Raw genomic sequence first — 16,031 nt, forward strand, 5'->3', positions numbered from 1 at the left:
GAAACAGGTGATGATGCGTCTATGGCAGCTATGGCTCTCGGAGGAATCCTTGCGGTAGCTGGACTTGGTTTGGCAGGGAAACGCAAAAAAGAAGACTAAATAGTTAATAGGTTAAATCCCTCAACATAGTTAGTTAGACTATTTCAGTTTTCGAAAAAATAGACTCATCCCGAAAGGGTGGGTCTCTTTTGTGTTTAAAACAAACATTAAAAAAGACTGATAAAAATAGTTGTCAGATTATTATATTTTAAAAACTAAGGAGAGGAGTTCGAGGCTAAGTGTAGAGTGTTTCTCAATAAAATCTCTTTATATGAGAATACATTGGCTGTCTTGACTCTTGTAATAAGTGTGTAGAAATTAGTCTTTCTAAGATTATAAAATAAGAAAATAATAAATAAATGTTATCTTCTATTGAAAATCCACATTTTTGTGATAATATAATGGAAAGGGGGATTAGAGTATTATTTAGGAAGGGCAATTGGATAGTGAGATTTCCAATTGTAGTGAAAAATAATGTCTAACGATTTATTCAACAAAAAGAAAAGTCGATTTTCAATTCGAAAATTGAATATCGGGGTTTGTTCGGTGTTACTTTGTACTTTAGTCATGATTGGCACAAGTGCACAAGCAGATGAAAACACTGATACGTCGGTATCAGCCTCTGCACCAGTAACAGCGTTAACTGAAACGACACAGTCATTGCTGAATACAAGTGCGACGCCTGCTACAAGTAGCGTATCAGAGGCACCAGTGGCTTCAAGTTCTGTTACTCCAGCAACAGGGACAGCGTCAGCACCTTCAGCAACACCAAGTTCAGCAGCCACTACAGCAGAAACAGAAACTCCAAATAATGAGAGTAATTTAGTGATAAAAACGGAAGTTGGAAAAACAACAGAAGCTGATGTTGCTAAAGAAAAGCAAAAGTCTGATGAAGCTGAAAAAACACTGGAACTAGAAAAAAAAGAAGCAGATATAAAGGTTGAGTTAGCAAAAAAAGATTCTGAAAAAGTTAATAAACTGGAAAAAGATGCTGAAGAAGGTTCAAATGTTACGGATAAAGTGATTGATGAAAAAGCAGCTGAACTTAAAAAGTTAGAATCTAATAAAGAAAATGTTGCAACGGAAATCGATAAGTCTAAATCAGAAGTTGAAACTGCGAAAAAAGATAAAGAAGATAAAGAAAAAGTAGCAAAAGAGAAAGAAGAAAATTCATCTAGTATTGCAAAAGATCTTAAATCAAAACAAAGTGAAGAATCTTCACTTTTAGCGAAGTTAAAAGAAGATAAAAATAAACTAAATACATTAACTGAGTCATTAAATAAAATAGCAAAAGAGAAAGAAGAATCTGAAAAAGCGTTAGAAAAAGCTCAAGCCGCTTTAAACAAGGCAAAAGAAGAAGAAGCAGAAAATCTAAACAAAATAAAACAATTAGAAGCTAAGCGTGATAATCAAAAAGTTGTTTTAAATAATAAACAAAAACAATTAGATAATGTAAAAGCAGAAAAAGAAAAAACCGAAGATGAAATTAAGAAAAATGAAGCTATTAATGAAGCTATTTTTGGAATTAAAGGAATCTTAACAGAAATTAAATTCGATCAAGAATTTGTTGATGCATTAAAAGCATATCAAAAAGCTTCATTTGAAGAACAACAAAAAACAATTGGAAGTGTAGTTGCTAAAGAAAAAGAAGCAGTTAAAAAATATCCAATCTTAGATACAGATTCTATTGATTATTCTAATAGTGAAAAAGTAGATGTTAATAATTTATCTGAAAAAGACCAAATTTTATTAACACAATACTTTAACTACTTAAATAATCAAGTACGTAAACAATTTGGCCTAGCGCCAGCTAAAACAAACTTAAACGTATTAAAATTTGCACAAGATATTGCTAAATATACAAAAGAAAGTGGATTTAAAGATCCAGACCACGATAATCGCTCTATTAACAAAGCTGCATACGAAAATGGAATTGATAAAACTGATAGAGGAACAGTGTACAATAGATTTGAAAGTTTAGATGCAAAATCGGTTGATAAAGACGACTCTCAATCAAATATGGTAGCAAGAAAATTCCTATTCGATTCTATCTATCAATCAGTACAACGTTTCTACCATGAAGGAAGAGCGAATAATCATTATTATCATGCTAAACACTTAATGAATACAGAAGACCAAACGTTTGGAACATACTTCGTGTTAACACCATCAGATAGTAAATACTATAACTGGCTAAGATTAGGTGTAGTAAGTGTACCTCCGCGTTATGGAGTAACAGACTATGATGACAACGGGAACCCAATTTATGAAAAATTCGATAAATTATGGGGTGCTAAATCTGAAAAAACTCTACCGTTATTAGAAGTTAAAGATACTACAGAATTAAAAGCTAATTTAGAAAAAGCGAAATCTGAAATAACACGTATTGAAAATGAAAAAGCTGCTGAAGAAAAAGAATTAGCAAAACGTGAAGATGAATTAAAACAAGAGCAAAATAAACCATCTAAACTTAATACAGCTACTCAAGCATTCAATAGTGCAAAAGAAGCTAATGATAATAATGAATCAATTTTAAATTCAACAAAAGCTGAAATAAATAAAGTTAATGCTGTAATTGATAATGATAATAGTCAAGCAAAACAAGTGAAAAACGACATTATTAAATTATTAAGTGATTTAGCTAAGGCTAATTCTGAATTACAAGATGCAAAATCAAAATTAGATAGTGCTAAAAAGAATGAAGAAAAATTAAAATCTGAATTAAAATCTTTAGAAACTGAATTAACTAGCTTAAATAATAAAATTCTAAATAGTACTGAAGAGAAAGAACGTTTAGAATATATTAAAAATAATCATACGTTAATTCTTAAAGAGTTAGAAAAAACTCGTAAAGATTTAGAAGTTTCTAGTAAAAACGCTAAAGATGCTTTAGAAGCACTTAAATCTCTTGAAAAAGAAGCGAAAGAAACATACGATAAATATTTACAAATCAAACGTCAATATGATATGGAAAATTATACTTGGGGGGTTACAAATAATCCACCAGTAGTTGATTTACCAGAATTATCTGTTGAAGATTTAGAAAAAATCTTGGCAAATGATACAAAAACTCCAGACACTGTATCAAATGTTAAACGTGAAAGATTTGCTAAAACATCTAAATTTAAAGGTAAAGCTCTAGTTAAACCTGTAACACCAACATCAGTTCCTGTAAAAGAAGAGGTTCCAGCTCTTCCATCTACTGGTGAAAAACTAACAGCAGTTTCTGCAGCAGTAGGTGCAGCTAAAGAAGAGGCTCCAGCTCTTCCATCTACTGGTGAAAAATCAACAGCAGTAGGTGCAGCAGTAGGTGCAGCTATGGTGACATCAGCATTGGCCTTGTTTGGTATCTCAACTTACAAACGTAAACACTAAGATAAATTATAGAAAACTAGGAAGATGATCTTCCTAGTTTTTTTTGCTTTAGGCTGGTTTAAGTTGAGTTTGCTATTCTATGGTTAAGAAAAAAGATACAGGAGCCAGACTATGGTTAAAAAGCGTTTTTTTATAGGATTTAATGGTATTCTTCTAGCCTTATTTCTAGATATTTGTCTTTTAATTAGTATTCGTACAGTGGATCATCACGGCCATTTTCAATCAGCAACAGATAAATGGGAAACTTTGCTTTATGTTTTAGGAATTTATTTTAGTTTTCTTCTTTTTGAAGTTATTTTTTATCTTATTCTGAAACACCGTAGAAGTAAACAAGTTTTAGAACAGGTCTTATAAAGACCTGTCTTTTTGTGTTCAGTGGTAGTGACATTTATGTCACTATTTTTTTGAAAAGGGAGAACTTATAATGACCTTATACCCAAATCCACTAGGTCTTCAAGACGACTAAATCTTTGTATAGTCCAAGTGGTTATTGCTGTATTTATTTTTGAAAAGAAAGGAGAAATAAGAATGCGAACTAAGGCATATGGTGAAGAGCTCAATGCTGAAACCTTAGAAAATGTTACAGGGGGTGGTTTTGTATCTAAACCTCAAACCTTACCTGAACGATTGGGTTGGAACAAATGGTGGTTGAAAAGAAGACCTCCTTATGGCGATTAGAAGTTACCATGAGCACCAAATATGGGAAAGAGAAATATGGATAAACAGAAGAATAATCTTATTAGAAGTTTAAGCATTGTTATCGTGATCGTCTGGCTATTTATTGTGATGATAAATGTTACGTTAAGTTTCACCGAAGGCGTTGCCTTTATTGACCATTGTCTCGTCTGGTCAACTTTTTCACTAGCTTTTTCTTTGTTTGCGCTTAGAGTAGCGAGTAAGGATAAGGAGAAATGATTTTCTCTGCTGATTATTATAGTCTTAGGTTGAGTTTATTTGCTTAGCCTTTTCTTTTTATCTTTAATCCTATGGAATAGTGACATTTATGTCACTATTTTTTATTTCGTTAAGCTCTTATAATGAAGTCATAGCTTGGACTTAGTGGCTAAAGTATTAATATAAATAGAAAAGGAGAGGAACATGGTAATTAGTGTCATGGTACCATTGCTTTTGTTAATTGGTAAAAAGTAAGATGTAACACAGTAAACAAATAAGGAGAATACATGAAGAAAATACAATTTATTTTGATGGCGAGTTTTGTTTTAGGTACTTGCCAGTTAGCAGTGCTTAGTGGAGCAGCGGATGAGTTAGATGTTAAGGAGTCTACAGTCGAATTATCCAATAATTCTGTTGAGAATGGTGAAGTAGAGAATGTGGAAGTTTCTTCTGAAACAGCTTCTCAACAGGTAGCTGAGAAAGTTGAATCTATTAGCGAGACAAAGGAAAATTCGCTTCCTCAATCATCACAGACAGGAGTGGTTGAGACAGAAGTAAGGTCCGAAGAGGTCTCGGTTGAAACTTATGAAAAGAATCTTGAAAACCTGAAGCCAGTCTCTTATAGTGATGTCACAAATATGTTGACTGAAGATGGCGGGGACCATATCCTTTATGTTGGCCGGCCAACCTGCTACTATTGTCGTCAAAATTCTCCAGTTTTGAAGGATTTCAATACCCTGATTGATGGTCAGCTTCTTTATTACAATACAGATTCAGATCAGTTGGACCGTGAGTCTCGTAAAATACTATTTGATAAGCTAGGAATTCCAGGGACTCCAAGTGTCATTCGTCTCAAAAATGGTCAATTGGTTTCTGGCTATCTTGGCAGTGCTCCAGATGCCCGAGATATTTATCAGGCTGTTTTCAAGGAAGAAACTGAGAAAACAGAGACACCAGAGAGAACAGAAGTAGTAGAGAAGGTGGAAAATCCCTTGCCTGAGTCCCCTTCTGAAGATACTATCAAGGATAGTGATAAGGATGTAATTAATCATACTGAAGGGTCTGTTACTAGCCTAATGTCTCAAATTAAGCAAGTTTTTAGGAATCTAACAGATCTGTTTATAAGTCTTTTAGGGAAATTTATCTAACAGACTATTTTTTAAGTTGGAGAAATAAAAGAATTTATCAAATATGATTTCATCTGACTTGGTCCAAGGTCATTTCTTCGTGTATCATAAGCGATTGGGCTAGTTATTTAAACAAAGAAAGGTAAATACATGACAGTGCTAGCGGTGAAAGGCTTAACCTATAGTTTTGGAAAGCAAACCGTTTTGGATAATATCTCGTTCACGTTAGAGAAGGGGGATATTGCTGGTTTGATTGGTAATAATGGTGCAGGGAAGACGACCCTGATGAAACTAGTTTCGGGTATCTTGGCAGAACCCAAGGATATTATTGACTTAAAAACAAAAACAGTAGGAGCCTTGATTGAAGCTCCAGCCCTATATCCCAATATGACTGTTGAAGCTAACCTTAAATTTTATTGTAAATTGTACAGTAAAGATTACGCGTTGATTGACCGTTATAAAGACGAGTTGGAGGTGGCGGCCTATCTTAAACGCAAAGCTTCCAAATTGTCTTTGGGAATGAAGCAACGTGTGGGTTTGTTTATCGCCTTAATTGCTTCAGATGAACTCATCCTTCTTGATGAGCCTACAAATGGTTTGGATCCTAATGGAATCAACAGTCTCCTCACATTAATTAAAAAGTTAGCTAAAAACCATGGTCTAACCTTTATTATCTCAAGTCATATCCTGTCTAATCTTGAACAGGTTTGTACGAAAAATTATTTGTTGAAGAATCATAAGCTAATTTACTTAGATGATAGTGATAATGTCAAATATAAGATTTATACTGAGGATTTAAGTTTGAAGTCATTAATGACCCTACTCAAATTAAATGGTCTCGTTTTTGACCGACAAAAACATGATATCTTAGTCAAAGGATTAGCAGCTGTTAAGCAAGTTATGGATCGGGAGGGAATTCCTTTTACTTATGAAAAAGAAGGGTTAAGTGAGGTGCTATTCAATGAAAAATAAATTAAGAACGGTATTTTTGAAGCAGGAATGTATGACAAGAAGCGTCTTTATTTGTCTTGGATTGGTAGCATTGATTGGTGCAATTGTCATCTTTTGTGATGGCTATAAGGGAGCTTACCTTGGGGCATCTGCGATTATTGCCAGTTATTCTTTTATCGTGGATATCGTCTTTGCTTATCTAGCAGTATCTAGTCTTGGACGAGAATTTCAGAATCGAACAATTAATATGATTCGGGTATCTTCCTTATCTGGATGGGAGGTCATTCTTCGAAAACTCTTAAGTTTCCTTGTATTGTCTATAGTCGCCGCGACTATTCTGGTTTTAGAGTTGGCTTTTTATAAGTATTCTGTGCAACATGTGGATTTTCCTTTGTGGGATTATATCAGAAACATCTATATTGATTTTCTACTCTATGGAGCCTTTATTTATATGATTTCCTCTTTGCTTGTCTTGTTTGTGAAGAATACCTTAACGGCCTTTGTAACGGCTTATTTTGGAGTAACAGGAATGACTTTCTTCACGCTCTATTTGGCTAGTTTAGGGGATACCATGACTAAGCTGATGACTTATGTGCCATTTAGTTTTATGCGAGCAGTCTTTACTAGTGGTCAAGAGTTCTTTAATCTTCGCGAAGCCTTTGTTTTGTTTGTTTGGACTATGGTTTTGCTCCTTTTTATGCCAACTATCTACGAAAAGCGAGCCTTTGTGTAATGCTAATAAAGTCAGAGTTTGATCTGGCTTTTTCTTTATGACCTCAAAAAAACAATCTAAAATGTCAATTTAATCCTTTAAAATCTGAAAATTTGGTATAATTAACCTAAAATACCAAAGGAGTAATTCATAATGCAACGTAGACTTGAACGATTTGATGCCAAACTTGCCCAATCAGGCCTTGATGCCTTGTTGGTGACAGGACAAAACAATATTTATTATTTGACAGATTTCTGGGGGACAAATGCGACTGTCTTCATCACTAAGAATCGTCGCCTCTTCTTAACCGATTCACGTTATACCCTCATTGCCAAACAATCCGTGCATGGCTTTGATATTATCGAAAGTAAGGACCCACTTAAGGATATTGTTAAAATTATCGAGGCTGATAAACTGGAAACAATCGGATTTGATAATCAGGTATCATTTGCTTACTATCAAGGTCTTCAAGCGATTTTTGAAGGCTACACTTTATCACCACAAAGCAACTTCATGGAAGAGTTGCGTATGATCAAGGACGAAAAAGAATTGGCAACTATCCGTAAGGCTTGTTCTATCTCAGACCGTGCCTTTACAGATGTACTTGATTTTATTAAACCAGGTCAAACAACAGAACTACAAGTGGCAAACTTCCTAGATTTCCGTATGCGTGAGTACGGAGCTTCAGGGGTTTCCTTTGAGTCTATCATTGCTTCAGGTTACCGTTCTGCTATGCCTCATGGGGTTGCTTCAGAAAAGGTTATCCAATCTGGTGAAACCTTAACGATGGACTTTGGTTGCTACTACAACCACTACGTTAGCGATATGACTCGTACTATCCATATTGGTGACACCACTGATGAGGAGCGTGAAATTTATGATATCGTTCTACGTTCTAACCAGGCCTTGATTGACGCAGCTAAGGCTGGTATGACACGTCGTGACTATGATAAGGTTGCGCGTGATGTTATTGTCGAAGCGGGGTACGGTGACTACTTTACACATGGTATTGGACATGGTATCGGTCTTGACATTCACGAGATTCCTTACTTTGGTAACTCTGATGAGACTATCGAAGCTGGTATGGTCTTGACGGACGAGCCAGGTGTTTATTTGGCTGACAAATACGGTGTTCGTATCGAAGATGACATCATTATCACAGAAAATGGTTGTGAATTGATTACCCTTGCGCCTAAGGAATTGATTGTTCTCTAAGATTTGGAGGAATACTTTATGCCAAACCGTTTATCTTGGCAAGATTATTTTATGGCTAATGCAGAGCTGATTTCTAAGCGTTCTACGTGTAATCGTGCCTTTGTTGGAGCTGTTTTAGTCAAGGACAAGCGTATTATCGCTACAGGTTATAACGGCGGAGTTTCTGAGACTGATAACTGTAACGAAGTAGGCCACTATATGGAAGATGGTCATTGTATTCGTACGGTACACGCAGAGATGAATGCCCTTATCCAATGTGCCAAAGAGGGGATTTCTACCAAAAATACAGAGATTTATGTGACTCATTTTCCTTGTATCAACTGCACCAAAGCCCTCTTGCAAGCTGGTATTGTTAAGATTACATACAAGGCCAATTATAGGCCCCATCCCTTTGCGATTGAATTGATGGAACAAAAAGGCGTTTCTTATTTGCAACATGATGTTCCAGAGGTTCACTTAGGAATGGATGACTAGTTTGTTCTTTGAAAAAAGCCTGAGGATTGGGCTTGAATCTATAAAACATTTGAGCCATGCTATCATTTATGGTAAAATAAACTGATAATAATTTTTTACAAAGAGGTATTTAATAATGATTGAAGCAAGTAAACTCCGTGCGGGTATGACTTTCGTAACTAACGATGGCAAATTGATCAAAGTTCTTGAAGCTAGCCACCACAAACCTGGTAAAGGTAACACAATCATGCGTATGAAATTGCGTGATGTTCGTTCAGGTTCAACTTTTGATACTAGCTATCGTCCAGAAGAAAAATTTGAACAAGCAATCATCGAAACAGTACCAGCACAATACTTGTACCAAATGGATGATACTGCATACTTCATGAACACTGAAACATATGACCAATATGAAATCCCAGTAGCCAACGTTCAAGAAGAATTGAAATTTATCCTTGAAAACTCAGACGTAAAAATCCAATTCTACGGAACAGAAGTTATTGGTGTTCAAGTGCCAACAACTGTTGAATTGACTGTTACTGAAACACAACCATCAATCAAAGGTGCAACAGTTACAGGTTCAGGTAAACCTGCAACACTTGAAACTGGTCTTGTGGTTAACGTTCCAGACTTTATCGAAGCTGGTCAAAAATTGGTTATCAACACAGCTGAAGGTACTTACGTATCACGTGCCTAAGCCCAACTAAGTCTTTCAAACCACTGGTTTGAAGGCTTTATTTTCCAAACTAACGGAAAGGAAACATGCGATGACTACAGAAAATATCGGTGAAATTGTAATTGCCCCTCGCGTGCTCGAAGTGATTACAGGTATCGCTGCAACTAAAGTGGAAGGTGTTTACGCCCTTCAAAATAAAAATGTTACGGATAGTCTCAGCAAAACAAGCTTGGGACGTGGTGTTTACCTCCGAACAGAAGAAGATGGTACTGTAAATGCTGATATCTACGTCTCACTTCAGTATGGGGTTAACGTACCAGCGGTTTCAATTGAAATTCAAAAGGCTGTTAAAGCAGCTGTCTATGATATGGCAGAAGTGGCAATTTCAGAAGTCAATGTTCACGTTGAATCTATTGTTACTGAAAAGTCACAAAAACCAGACTTGGCTGAATTGTTTAACGAGGATTTTTTGAATGACTAATATCTTTAAAGATTCACGTCGTGACCTTCGTGAGCGTGCTTTTCAAACGCTTTTTGCCCTTGAATTTGGTGGAGAAGCTCTGGAACAAGCACATTTCGCTTACACTTATGACAAGCCAATTGACGAAGAAACTGAAGTTGATGTACCAGCCTTTCTTCTTAGCCTAGTAACAGGTGTCCGTGAAGAGTTGGCCCAACTTGATAGTCAAATTGAAGAAAAGTTGAAAGAGGGTTGGAGCCTCTCACGTTTGATTGTGACAGATCGTACTCTCCTTCGTTTGGGACTTTATGAAATCACGTCATTTGAAGAAACACCAGGACGTGTAGCTATTAACGAAATCATTGAAATCGCTAAAAAATATTCTGATGAAACATCTGCTAAGTTCATTAATGGTGTACTTAGTCAGTTTGTGACAGATGAAGCATAAGCAAAAGAAGTTGAACGTTGTTTCAACTTCTTTTTTTCTACAAATGTAACAAGAAAAAGTCGCAAGCGGAGATTTCTTGCGACTTTCATTTATATACTGCCACCAGCAATCAGACTCACTGGAAGTACATAATCACGATTAACTGTTTTGCCTTTCATTTTCTTGAGAAGAATTTCGACACAAAGCTTAGCAATTTCATCCAAAGGTTGTTGGATAGTTGCTAACTCTGGGTAGAAGTGACGGATAAAGGCGGTACCGTCATAACCGATGATTTTTAGGTCATCTGGGATAGAAAGTCCCAATTGTCTAGCTATCTTCATAACCAAGATAGCTGTTAAATCGTCCGAAACAAAGATGCCATCTGGTTTTTCACGAGAGATAATAGATTTGATTTCTAATTCTCGTCGCATGAGAGACAAATCGTTTGGAACAGGACAAATAATACCTTTCTTGTCCAATTCATAATTAAAACCTAGTTGACGAAGTCCTGTTGGAGAATCCGAATTATCATAGCCTGTAATCATGACAATGCGTTGACAGCCAGCCTTGACCATAGCTCTTGCGGCTAACTTGCCACCTTCAAAGTTGTCAGACGAAACAATAGGAATCTTTGGGGCGAGATTACGGTCGAAGGCAACGATGGGAGCTTCAACCTTCTCATAATCCTCAATACCAAGATTGTGACTAGACGAGATGATGCCGTCACATTGGTTGGCGGCAAGCATCTCCAAATAGTCTCTCTCCTTGTTAGGATCATGCTCACTATTACAAATAATGGTTTTATAGCCTTGCTTAAAGAGTTCATCCTCAAGACGTTCAATAAGTTCGGCATAAAATACATTGGAAATATTTGGGAAAATCAAGCCAACGAGTTTGGCCGACTTTCCTTGGAGGCCTCGAGCTAAATTATTTGGTTTATAGTTGAGTTCTTGCATAGCAGCGTGAACTTTGTCAATGGTCTTTTGTGAGAGGTAGCCCTTTTTGTTTATGACGCGAGAAACTGTGGTTGGGCTCACACCAGCCAGTTCGGCAACGTCAGTAAGCTTTGCGACCATAAATCACCTTAGTATTTCAAGTCGAAGTAGTGTCCAGAAACGTTTCCTGACGTTACTTTGATACCAGTTTGTTCTGCACTTGGGAAAACACGACTAGTGAAGACTTTCTCACCTTTGTTGAAGTAAATTTCAACGATTGAGTTATCTACAAAGATGTTTGCTGTTGCAGCTTGACCGGCATCAAGTGTACATTCACGACTTGTTCCAAAGTCAGTAGCATATTGTTCACCAGCTTTAGAACGGTCAAGGATAACTTTTCCGTTCTCAGTATCAACAGTAAGTGACAAGCCCTTTCTTTCTTGGTCTGCGAAGAGGACAAGTTCTGTTTGAGTGTTAGCTTCAAAGTTAAGTTCAAGCTCGTAAGTGTTAGTTGTTGCCGTTTTTTCAGAGAAATCTTCTTGACTAGCACGTAAGCTTGTAATAGCTTCTACTGGGTATTGGTAGAGTTTACCATCTTTGATAGATAATTCTTTAACCAAGCTCATAGCACCTTGATAGTCGTATTTGTCAGTTGGATAGTCCACGTCTGGGAGACCAATCCAGCTAACAATAAGGGCACGACCATCAGGAGTGTTAAATCCTTGAGTAGCATAAGCTTCGAACCCGTAGTCCAAGTTAATAATTGGTGTGCCATCAACAAGGGCAGGTTTCTCAGGGTCGAAATCTTGGAAAATCTTATAAGTATTAGGGTAAATATTGCCATAGTCAAGTTCAGCTTTATCAAGACCTTGTGGGCTATAAAGAAGAACAGGTTTGGTATCTACAAAGACAAGGTTAGGACACTCAATCATGTATTCTGAGCCAGTACCACCAAAGTCTAGGTCTCCAACTTCAACCCAGTTTTCGACATCATTATCAACAGCTTTGTAAAGTTTGATAAAACCTTGTTTATCGTGGTTTTGAGCACCTACGATAGCATAGAATTGTCCCTTGTAATCGAAGATTTGAGGGTCACGGAAGTGCCCAGTAGCGTCAGCAGGTTGTTTGATAAGAACCTTGTCGAATTTTTCGATTTTGCCGTCTTTATCCATCCAAGCGCCGATTTGACGTGGGTCACGAATCCAGTTTTCATCACGAACGTTCCCAGTATAGAAGATAAAGAGTTTATCACCGATTTGATAAGCAGAACCTGAGTAGGCACCGTGGCTATCATTTTCATGGTCTGGCAAGAGTTTGACACCAGTTTCTGTAAAGTGAACCAAATCTTCAGTTTCAGTATGCACCCATTGTTTCAAACCATGAGCAGCTCCAAATGGCCAACTTTGGTAGAAAAGTTGGAACTTACCATTAAAGTAAGAAAAACCGTTTGGATCATTAAGAAGCCCTGTTTCTGGTTCGATATGGTAACTTGCACGCCAAGGTGATTTAGCGACATTTTCTCTAATCTTTGTTTTTTCTTCGTCTGTCCAATCTGCGTATGGACGGTAACGAACTTCTGTTGGTAGATTCATATTTAGTAATCTCCTAATCTATTTGTTAATAATATAGTAAACGTTTTACCTATAAAAATCAACGATTTATAACAAAAAATAAAAAAATATGCTAAACGGTTGACATATGGCAGAAAGATGCTAAAATAGTTATCGTAAAGAAAAGCTAAACGCTTTCATACCAAATTTTATTAAGGAGAATTTTGCAAATGGATAACAAACAAATTGCAAAAGAAGTCATCGATGCCCTCGGTGGACGTGAAAACGTCAACAGTGTTGCTCACTGTGCGACTCGTCTACGTGTGATGGTCAAAGATGAAAACAAAATCAATAAAGAAAAGGCTGAGAACATTGAAAAAGTTCAAGGTGCTTTCTTTAACTCAGGTCAATACCAAATGATTTTTGGTACAGGTACTGTTAACAAGATTTACGACGAAGTCGTTGCTCAAGGTCTTCCAACAGCATCTAAAGACGAACAAAAAGCAGAAGCTGCTAAACAAGGTAACTGGTTCCAACGTGCTATCCGTTCATTCGGTGACGTTTTCGTTCCATTGCTTCCAGCAATCGTAGCGACTGGTCTTTTCATGGGTATCCGTGGAGCAATCAATAACGATACAGTTCTTGGTTTGTTCGGTACAACATCAAAAGCTTTTGCTGCTACTGATTTCTATACTTACACAGTTGTATTGACAGATACAGCCTTCGCCTTCTTCCCAGCCTTGATTTGTTGGTCAGCCTTTAACGTATTTGGTGGTTCACCACTTCTTGGTTTGGTTCTTGGTTTGATGATGGTTAACAACGCCCTTCCTAACGCTTGGGATGTTGCATCAGGTGCTGCTAAACCAATTTACTTCTTTGATTTTATTCCAGTAGTAGGTTACCAAAACTCAGTGCTTCCAGCCTTCTTCGTAGGTTTGCTTGGTGCTAAGTTCGAGCAATGGGTTCGTAAATGGGTTCCAGACGTTCTTGACCTTCTCTTGCGTCCACTTATCGTCTTCGCAGTAATGTCAGCTTTGGCCCTCTTTATCATTGGTCCTGTCTTCCATACTGTTGAAAGCTATGTTCTTGCTGCTACAGAATGGATTCTTAACTTGCCATTTGGTCTTGCTGGTCTTGTTCTTGGTGGAGTTCACCAAGTTATCGTCGTTACAGGGGTTCACCACGTCTTTAACTTGCTTGAAGCTAACCTCATTGCTAATACTGGTAAAGACCCACTTAACGCTATCATCACAGCTGCTATGACTGCCCAAGCTGGTGCGACACTTGCAGTGGGTGTTAAAACTAAAGATGCTAAATTGAAAGCACTTGCTTTCCCTGCAACTCTTTCAGCGGTACTTGGTATCACTGAACCAGCTATCTTCGGGGTTAACCTTCGTTTCGGTAAACCATTTATCATGGGTCTTATCGCTGGTGCTGCTGGTGGTTGGTTGGCCTCAATCCTTAACCTCGCTGGTACAGGATTTGGTGTAACAATCGTTCCTGGTACTCTTCTTTACCTTAACGGTCAAGTGCTTAAGTATGTGATCATGGTACTTGTAACACTTGCTCTTGGTTTTGCTCTTACTTGGATCTTCGGTTACAAAGAGGAAGAAGTTGAAGCTCAAAAAGAAGTTGTTGCTGAAGATATTGCATCTGCAGAATCAGCTCCAGTTGCATTGCAAGCCGAAACAATCGCTGCACCACTTAAAGGTGAAGTTGTAGCTTTGGAAAATGTTAATGACCCAGTCTTCTCATCAGGAGCTATGGGTAAAGGTGCCGCTATTAAACCTTCAGGAAACCAAGTAGTCGCACCATTTGATGGTGAAGTGCAAATCGCCTTCCCAACAGGTCACGCTTACGGTCTTAAATCTGATAAAGGTGCTGAAGTGCTTATCCACATCGGTATCGACACTGTCTCACTTGACGGTAAAGGATTTGATGCTAAAGTTCAAGCAAATCAACGTATTAAAAAAGGTGATGTCTTGGCTACCTTCGATAGCTCAGTAATCACTGAAGCAGGTCTTGACGATACAACTATGGTTATCGTTACAAACACTGCAGACTTCGAAGATGTTTCATCAGTAGCGACTGGTTCAGTTGCTGAAGGTGCAGACTTCATCGCAGTTAAATAATAAGCTAGAAAAGTCGAAGCCAATTCGGCTTTTTTAGTTAAATGGCTCATAAAGAAAAGTATGAAGCAGAGTAGTCTGTACCTCCTTAAACAAGGTCTTATTTAGATTGTCTTTTGCCTAGCTTTTATTTATAATAGTATAAATAGTTATTATTGATCATAAAAGGAGATAGCTTTACCTATGGCTAAACTTTACGGAAGCTTGGAAGCTGGTGGTACAAAATTTGTTTGTGCTGTTGGCGATGAGAAATTCCAAGTCGTTGAAAAAACTCAATTCCCAACAACTACACCTTACGAAACAATTGACCGTACTATTGAATTTTTCAAACGTTATGAAGATCAATTGGCTGGAATTGCAATTGGTTCATTTGGACCAATTGATGTTGATCCAAACTCTGAAACATATGGTTTTGTGACTTCAACACCAAAACCACATTGGTCAAATGTCGACCTTCTTGGTTTGATTGCTAAAGAGTTTAATATTCCTTTCTACTTTACGACTGATGTTAACTCATCTGCTTATGGTGAGACACTTGTTCGTAAAGGTGTTAAGAGTCTTGTTTACTACACTATCGGAACTGGTATTGGAGCCGGTGCTATTCAAAATGGTGAGTTCATTGGTGGTATGGGTCACACTGAAGCTGGTCACGTATATGTACCTCTTCACCCAAATGATGTTTCCAATGAATTTAACGGAACTTGTCCATTCCACCGCGGATGTTTGGAAGGTTTGGCTGCTGGTCCATCACTTGAAGCCCGTACAGGTATTCGTGGCGAATTGATTGAGCAAAATTCTGAGGTTTGGGATGTTCAAGCTTACTACATTGCTCAAGCTGCTGTCCAGGCAACTGTGCTCTACCGTCCAGAAGTTATCGTCTTTGGGGGTGGTGTTATGGGACAAGAACACATGCTTCGTCGTGTCCGTGAAAAATTCACAGCTCTTTTGAATGGTTACCTTCCAGTGCCAGACGTGACTGAGTATATTGTGACACCTGCTGTTTCAGGTAATGGCTCTGCAACACTTGGTAACTTTGCACTTGCCAAAGATGTAGCTGACAAACACTCACGCAAATAAGCAAAATATGT

Annotated in this window: 16 protein-coding genes and 1 pseudogene; 15 read left to right on the forward strand and 2 right to left on the reverse strand. The window is 37.5% G+C overall.

Annotated features, from left to right (window positions below; genetic code table 11):
• The 13 genes and pseudogenes from AX663_RS11075 to nusB all read left to right on the forward strand — a co-directional run.
• On the forward strand, positions 1-99 hold a 99-nt coding region (locus AX663_RS11075), incomplete at its 5' end, for an LPXTG cell wall anchor domain-containing protein (protein WP_156430747.1).
• Between the two features lie 414 nt (positions 100-513).
• Positions 514-582: pseudogene (locus tag AX663_RS10905) on the forward strand (YSIRK-type signal peptide-containing protein); the annotation flags it as partial.
• A gap of 168 nt (positions 583-750) precedes the next feature.
• Positions 751-3,414 carry an SEC10/PgrA surface exclusion domain-containing protein gene (locus AX663_RS01675; protein WP_231724206.1) on the forward strand — a complete coding sequence of 888 codons (2,664 nt, stop codon included), beginning with the start codon at positions 751-753 and terminating at the stop codon, positions 3,412-3,414.
• Between the two features lie 111 nt (positions 3,415-3,525).
• Complete coding sequence (locus AX663_RS01680) at positions 3,526-3,768, forward strand: DUF3923 family protein (protein WP_082759633.1); 243 nt, start codon at positions 3,526-3,528, stop codon at positions 3,766-3,768.
• Between the two features lie 174 nt (positions 3,769-3,942).
• The gene (locus AX663_RS10710) at positions 3,943-4,092 is read left to right on the forward strand and encodes a hypothetical protein (protein WP_171966959.1); all 150 of its coding nucleotides are present in this window, start codon (positions 3,943-3,945) and stop codon (positions 4,090-4,092) included.
• A gap of 503 nt (positions 4,093-4,595) precedes the next feature.
• On the forward strand, positions 4,596-5,456 hold the full coding sequence (locus AX663_RS01690) for a thioredoxin family protein (RefSeq protein ID WP_060972520.1): 861 nt from the start codon (positions 4,596-4,598) through the stop codon (positions 5,454-5,456).
• 129 nt (positions 5,457-5,585) lie between these two features.
• Entirely contained in the window at positions 5,586-6,407 is an 822-nt protein-coding gene (locus tag AX663_RS10715; protein ID WP_060972521.1) for an ABC transporter ATP-binding protein, read from the forward strand.
• 31 nt (positions 6,408-6,438) lie between these two features.
• Positions 6,439-7,119, forward strand: a complete 681-nt coding sequence (locus AX663_RS01700; RefSeq protein ID WP_231724197.1) for a hypothetical protein — start codon at positions 6,439-6,441, stop codon at positions 7,117-7,119.
• Positions 7,120-7,251: 132 nt separating this feature from the next.
• A complete protein-coding gene (locus AX663_RS01705; protein WP_002891832.1) occupies positions 7,252-8,313 on the forward strand; it encodes a M24 family metallopeptidase in 1,062 nt (353 codons plus the stop codon).
• An 18-nt stretch (positions 8,314-8,331) separates the two neighbouring features.
• On the forward strand, positions 8,332-8,787 hold the full coding sequence (locus AX663_RS01710; protein ID WP_037598468.1) for a deoxycytidylate deaminase: 456 nt from the start codon (positions 8,332-8,334) through the stop codon (positions 8,785-8,787).
• A gap of 115 nt (positions 8,788-8,902) precedes the next feature.
• Positions 8,903-9,463, forward strand: coding sequence for an elongation factor P (efp, locus tag AX663_RS01715; RefSeq protein ID WP_002891830.1), 561 nt, complete (start codon positions 8,903-8,905; stop codon positions 9,461-9,463).
• Positions 9,464-9,533: 70 nt separating this feature from the next.
• On the forward strand, positions 9,534-9,923 hold the full coding sequence (locus AX663_RS01720) for an Asp23/Gls24 family envelope stress response protein (protein ID WP_002884704.1): 390 nt from the start codon (positions 9,534-9,536) through the stop codon (positions 9,921-9,923).
• On the forward strand, positions 9,916-10,350 hold the full coding sequence (gene nusB, locus AX663_RS01725; protein WP_002884506.1) for a transcription antitermination factor NusB: 435 nt from the start codon (positions 9,916-9,918) through the stop codon (positions 10,348-10,350). The genes AX663_RS01720 and nusB overlap by 8 nt, the downstream gene beginning before the upstream one ends.
• An 89-nt stretch (positions 10,351-10,439) precedes the next feature.
• On the opposite strand, the gene AX663_RS01730 is transcribed toward nusB, so the two are convergent.
• Positions 10,440-11,405 carry a LacI family DNA-binding transcriptional regulator gene (locus AX663_RS01730; RefSeq protein WP_002891828.1) on the reverse strand — a complete coding sequence of 322 codons (966 nt, stop codon included), beginning with the start codon at positions 11,403-11,405 and terminating at the stop codon, positions 10,440-10,442.
• Between the two features lie 8 nt (positions 11,406-11,413).
• Positions 11,414-12,856 carry a sucrose-6-phosphate hydrolase gene (locus AX663_RS01735; RefSeq protein WP_002891827.1) on the reverse strand — a complete coding sequence of 481 codons (1,443 nt, stop codon included), beginning with the start codon at positions 12,854-12,856 and terminating at the stop codon, positions 11,414-11,416.
• Positions 12,857-13,044: 188 nt separating this feature from the next.
• Between AX663_RS01735 and AX663_RS01740 the strand changes: the two genes are divergently transcribed.
• Entirely contained in the window at positions 13,045-14,946 is a 1,902-nt protein-coding gene (locus tag AX663_RS01740) for a sucrose-specific PTS transporter subunit IIBC (RefSeq protein ID WP_002884626.1), read from the forward strand.
• Positions 14,947-15,126: 180 nt separating this feature from the next.
• Positions 15,127-16,020, forward strand: coding sequence for a fructokinase ScrK (gene scrK, locus AX663_RS01745; protein ID WP_002891824.1), 894 nt, complete (start codon positions 15,127-15,129; stop codon positions 16,018-16,020).
• Positions 16,021-16,031: the final 11 nt, after the last annotated feature.

It is taken from the genome of Streptococcus sp. CCH8-H5 (assembly GCF_001556505.1).
GTDB lineage: Bacteria > Bacillota > Bacilli > Lactobacillales > Streptococcaceae > Streptococcus.

Coding starts and splice junctions, on each gene's coding strand:
- AX663_RS01680 (WP_082759633.1), top strand. CDS start 3,526: ATGGTTAAAAAGCGTTTTTTTATAGGATTTAATGGTATTCTTCTAGCC.
- AX663_RS10710 (WP_171966959.1), top strand. CDS start 3,943: ATGCGAACTAAGGCATATGGTGAAGAGCTCAATGCTGAAACCTTAGAA.
- AX663_RS01690 (WP_060972520.1), top strand. CDS start 4,596: ATGAAGAAAATACAATTTATTTTGATGGCGAGTTTTGTTTTAGGTACT.
- AX663_RS10715 (WP_060972521.1), top strand. CDS start 5,586: ATGACAGTGCTAGCGGTGAAAGGCTTAACCTATAGTTTTGGAAAGCAA.
- AX663_RS01700 (WP_231724197.1), top strand. CDS start 6,439: ATGACAAGAAGCGTCTTTATTTGTCTTGGATTGGTAGCATTGATTGGT.
- AX663_RS01705 (WP_002891832.1), top strand. CDS start 7,252: ATGCAACGTAGACTTGAACGATTTGATGCCAAACTTGCCCAATCAGGC.
- AX663_RS01710 (WP_037598468.1), top strand. CDS start 8,332: ATGCCAAACCGTTTATCTTGGCAAGATTATTTTATGGCTAATGCAGAG.
- efp (WP_002891830.1), top strand. CDS start 8,903: ATGATTGAAGCAAGTAAACTCCGTGCGGGTATGACTTTCGTAACTAAC.
- AX663_RS01720 (WP_002884704.1), top strand. CDS start 9,534: ATGACTACAGAAAATATCGGTGAAATTGTAATTGCCCCTCGCGTGCTC.
- nusB (WP_002884506.1), top strand. CDS start 9,916: ATGACTAATATCTTTAAAGATTCACGTCGTGACCTTCGTGAGCGTGCT.
- AX663_RS01730 (WP_002891828.1), bottom strand. CDS start 11,405: ATGGTCGCAAAGCTTACTGACGTTGCCGAACTGGCTGGTGTGAGCCCA.
- AX663_RS01735 (WP_002891827.1), bottom strand. CDS start 12,856: ATGAATCTACCAACAGAAGTTCGTTACCGTCCATACGCAGATTGGACA.
- AX663_RS01740 (WP_002884626.1), top strand. CDS start 13,045: ATGGATAACAAACAAATTGCAAAAGAAGTCATCGATGCCCTCGGTGGA.
- scrK (WP_002891824.1), top strand. CDS start 15,127: ATGGCTAAACTTTACGGAAGCTTGGAAGCTGGTGGTACAAAATTTGTT.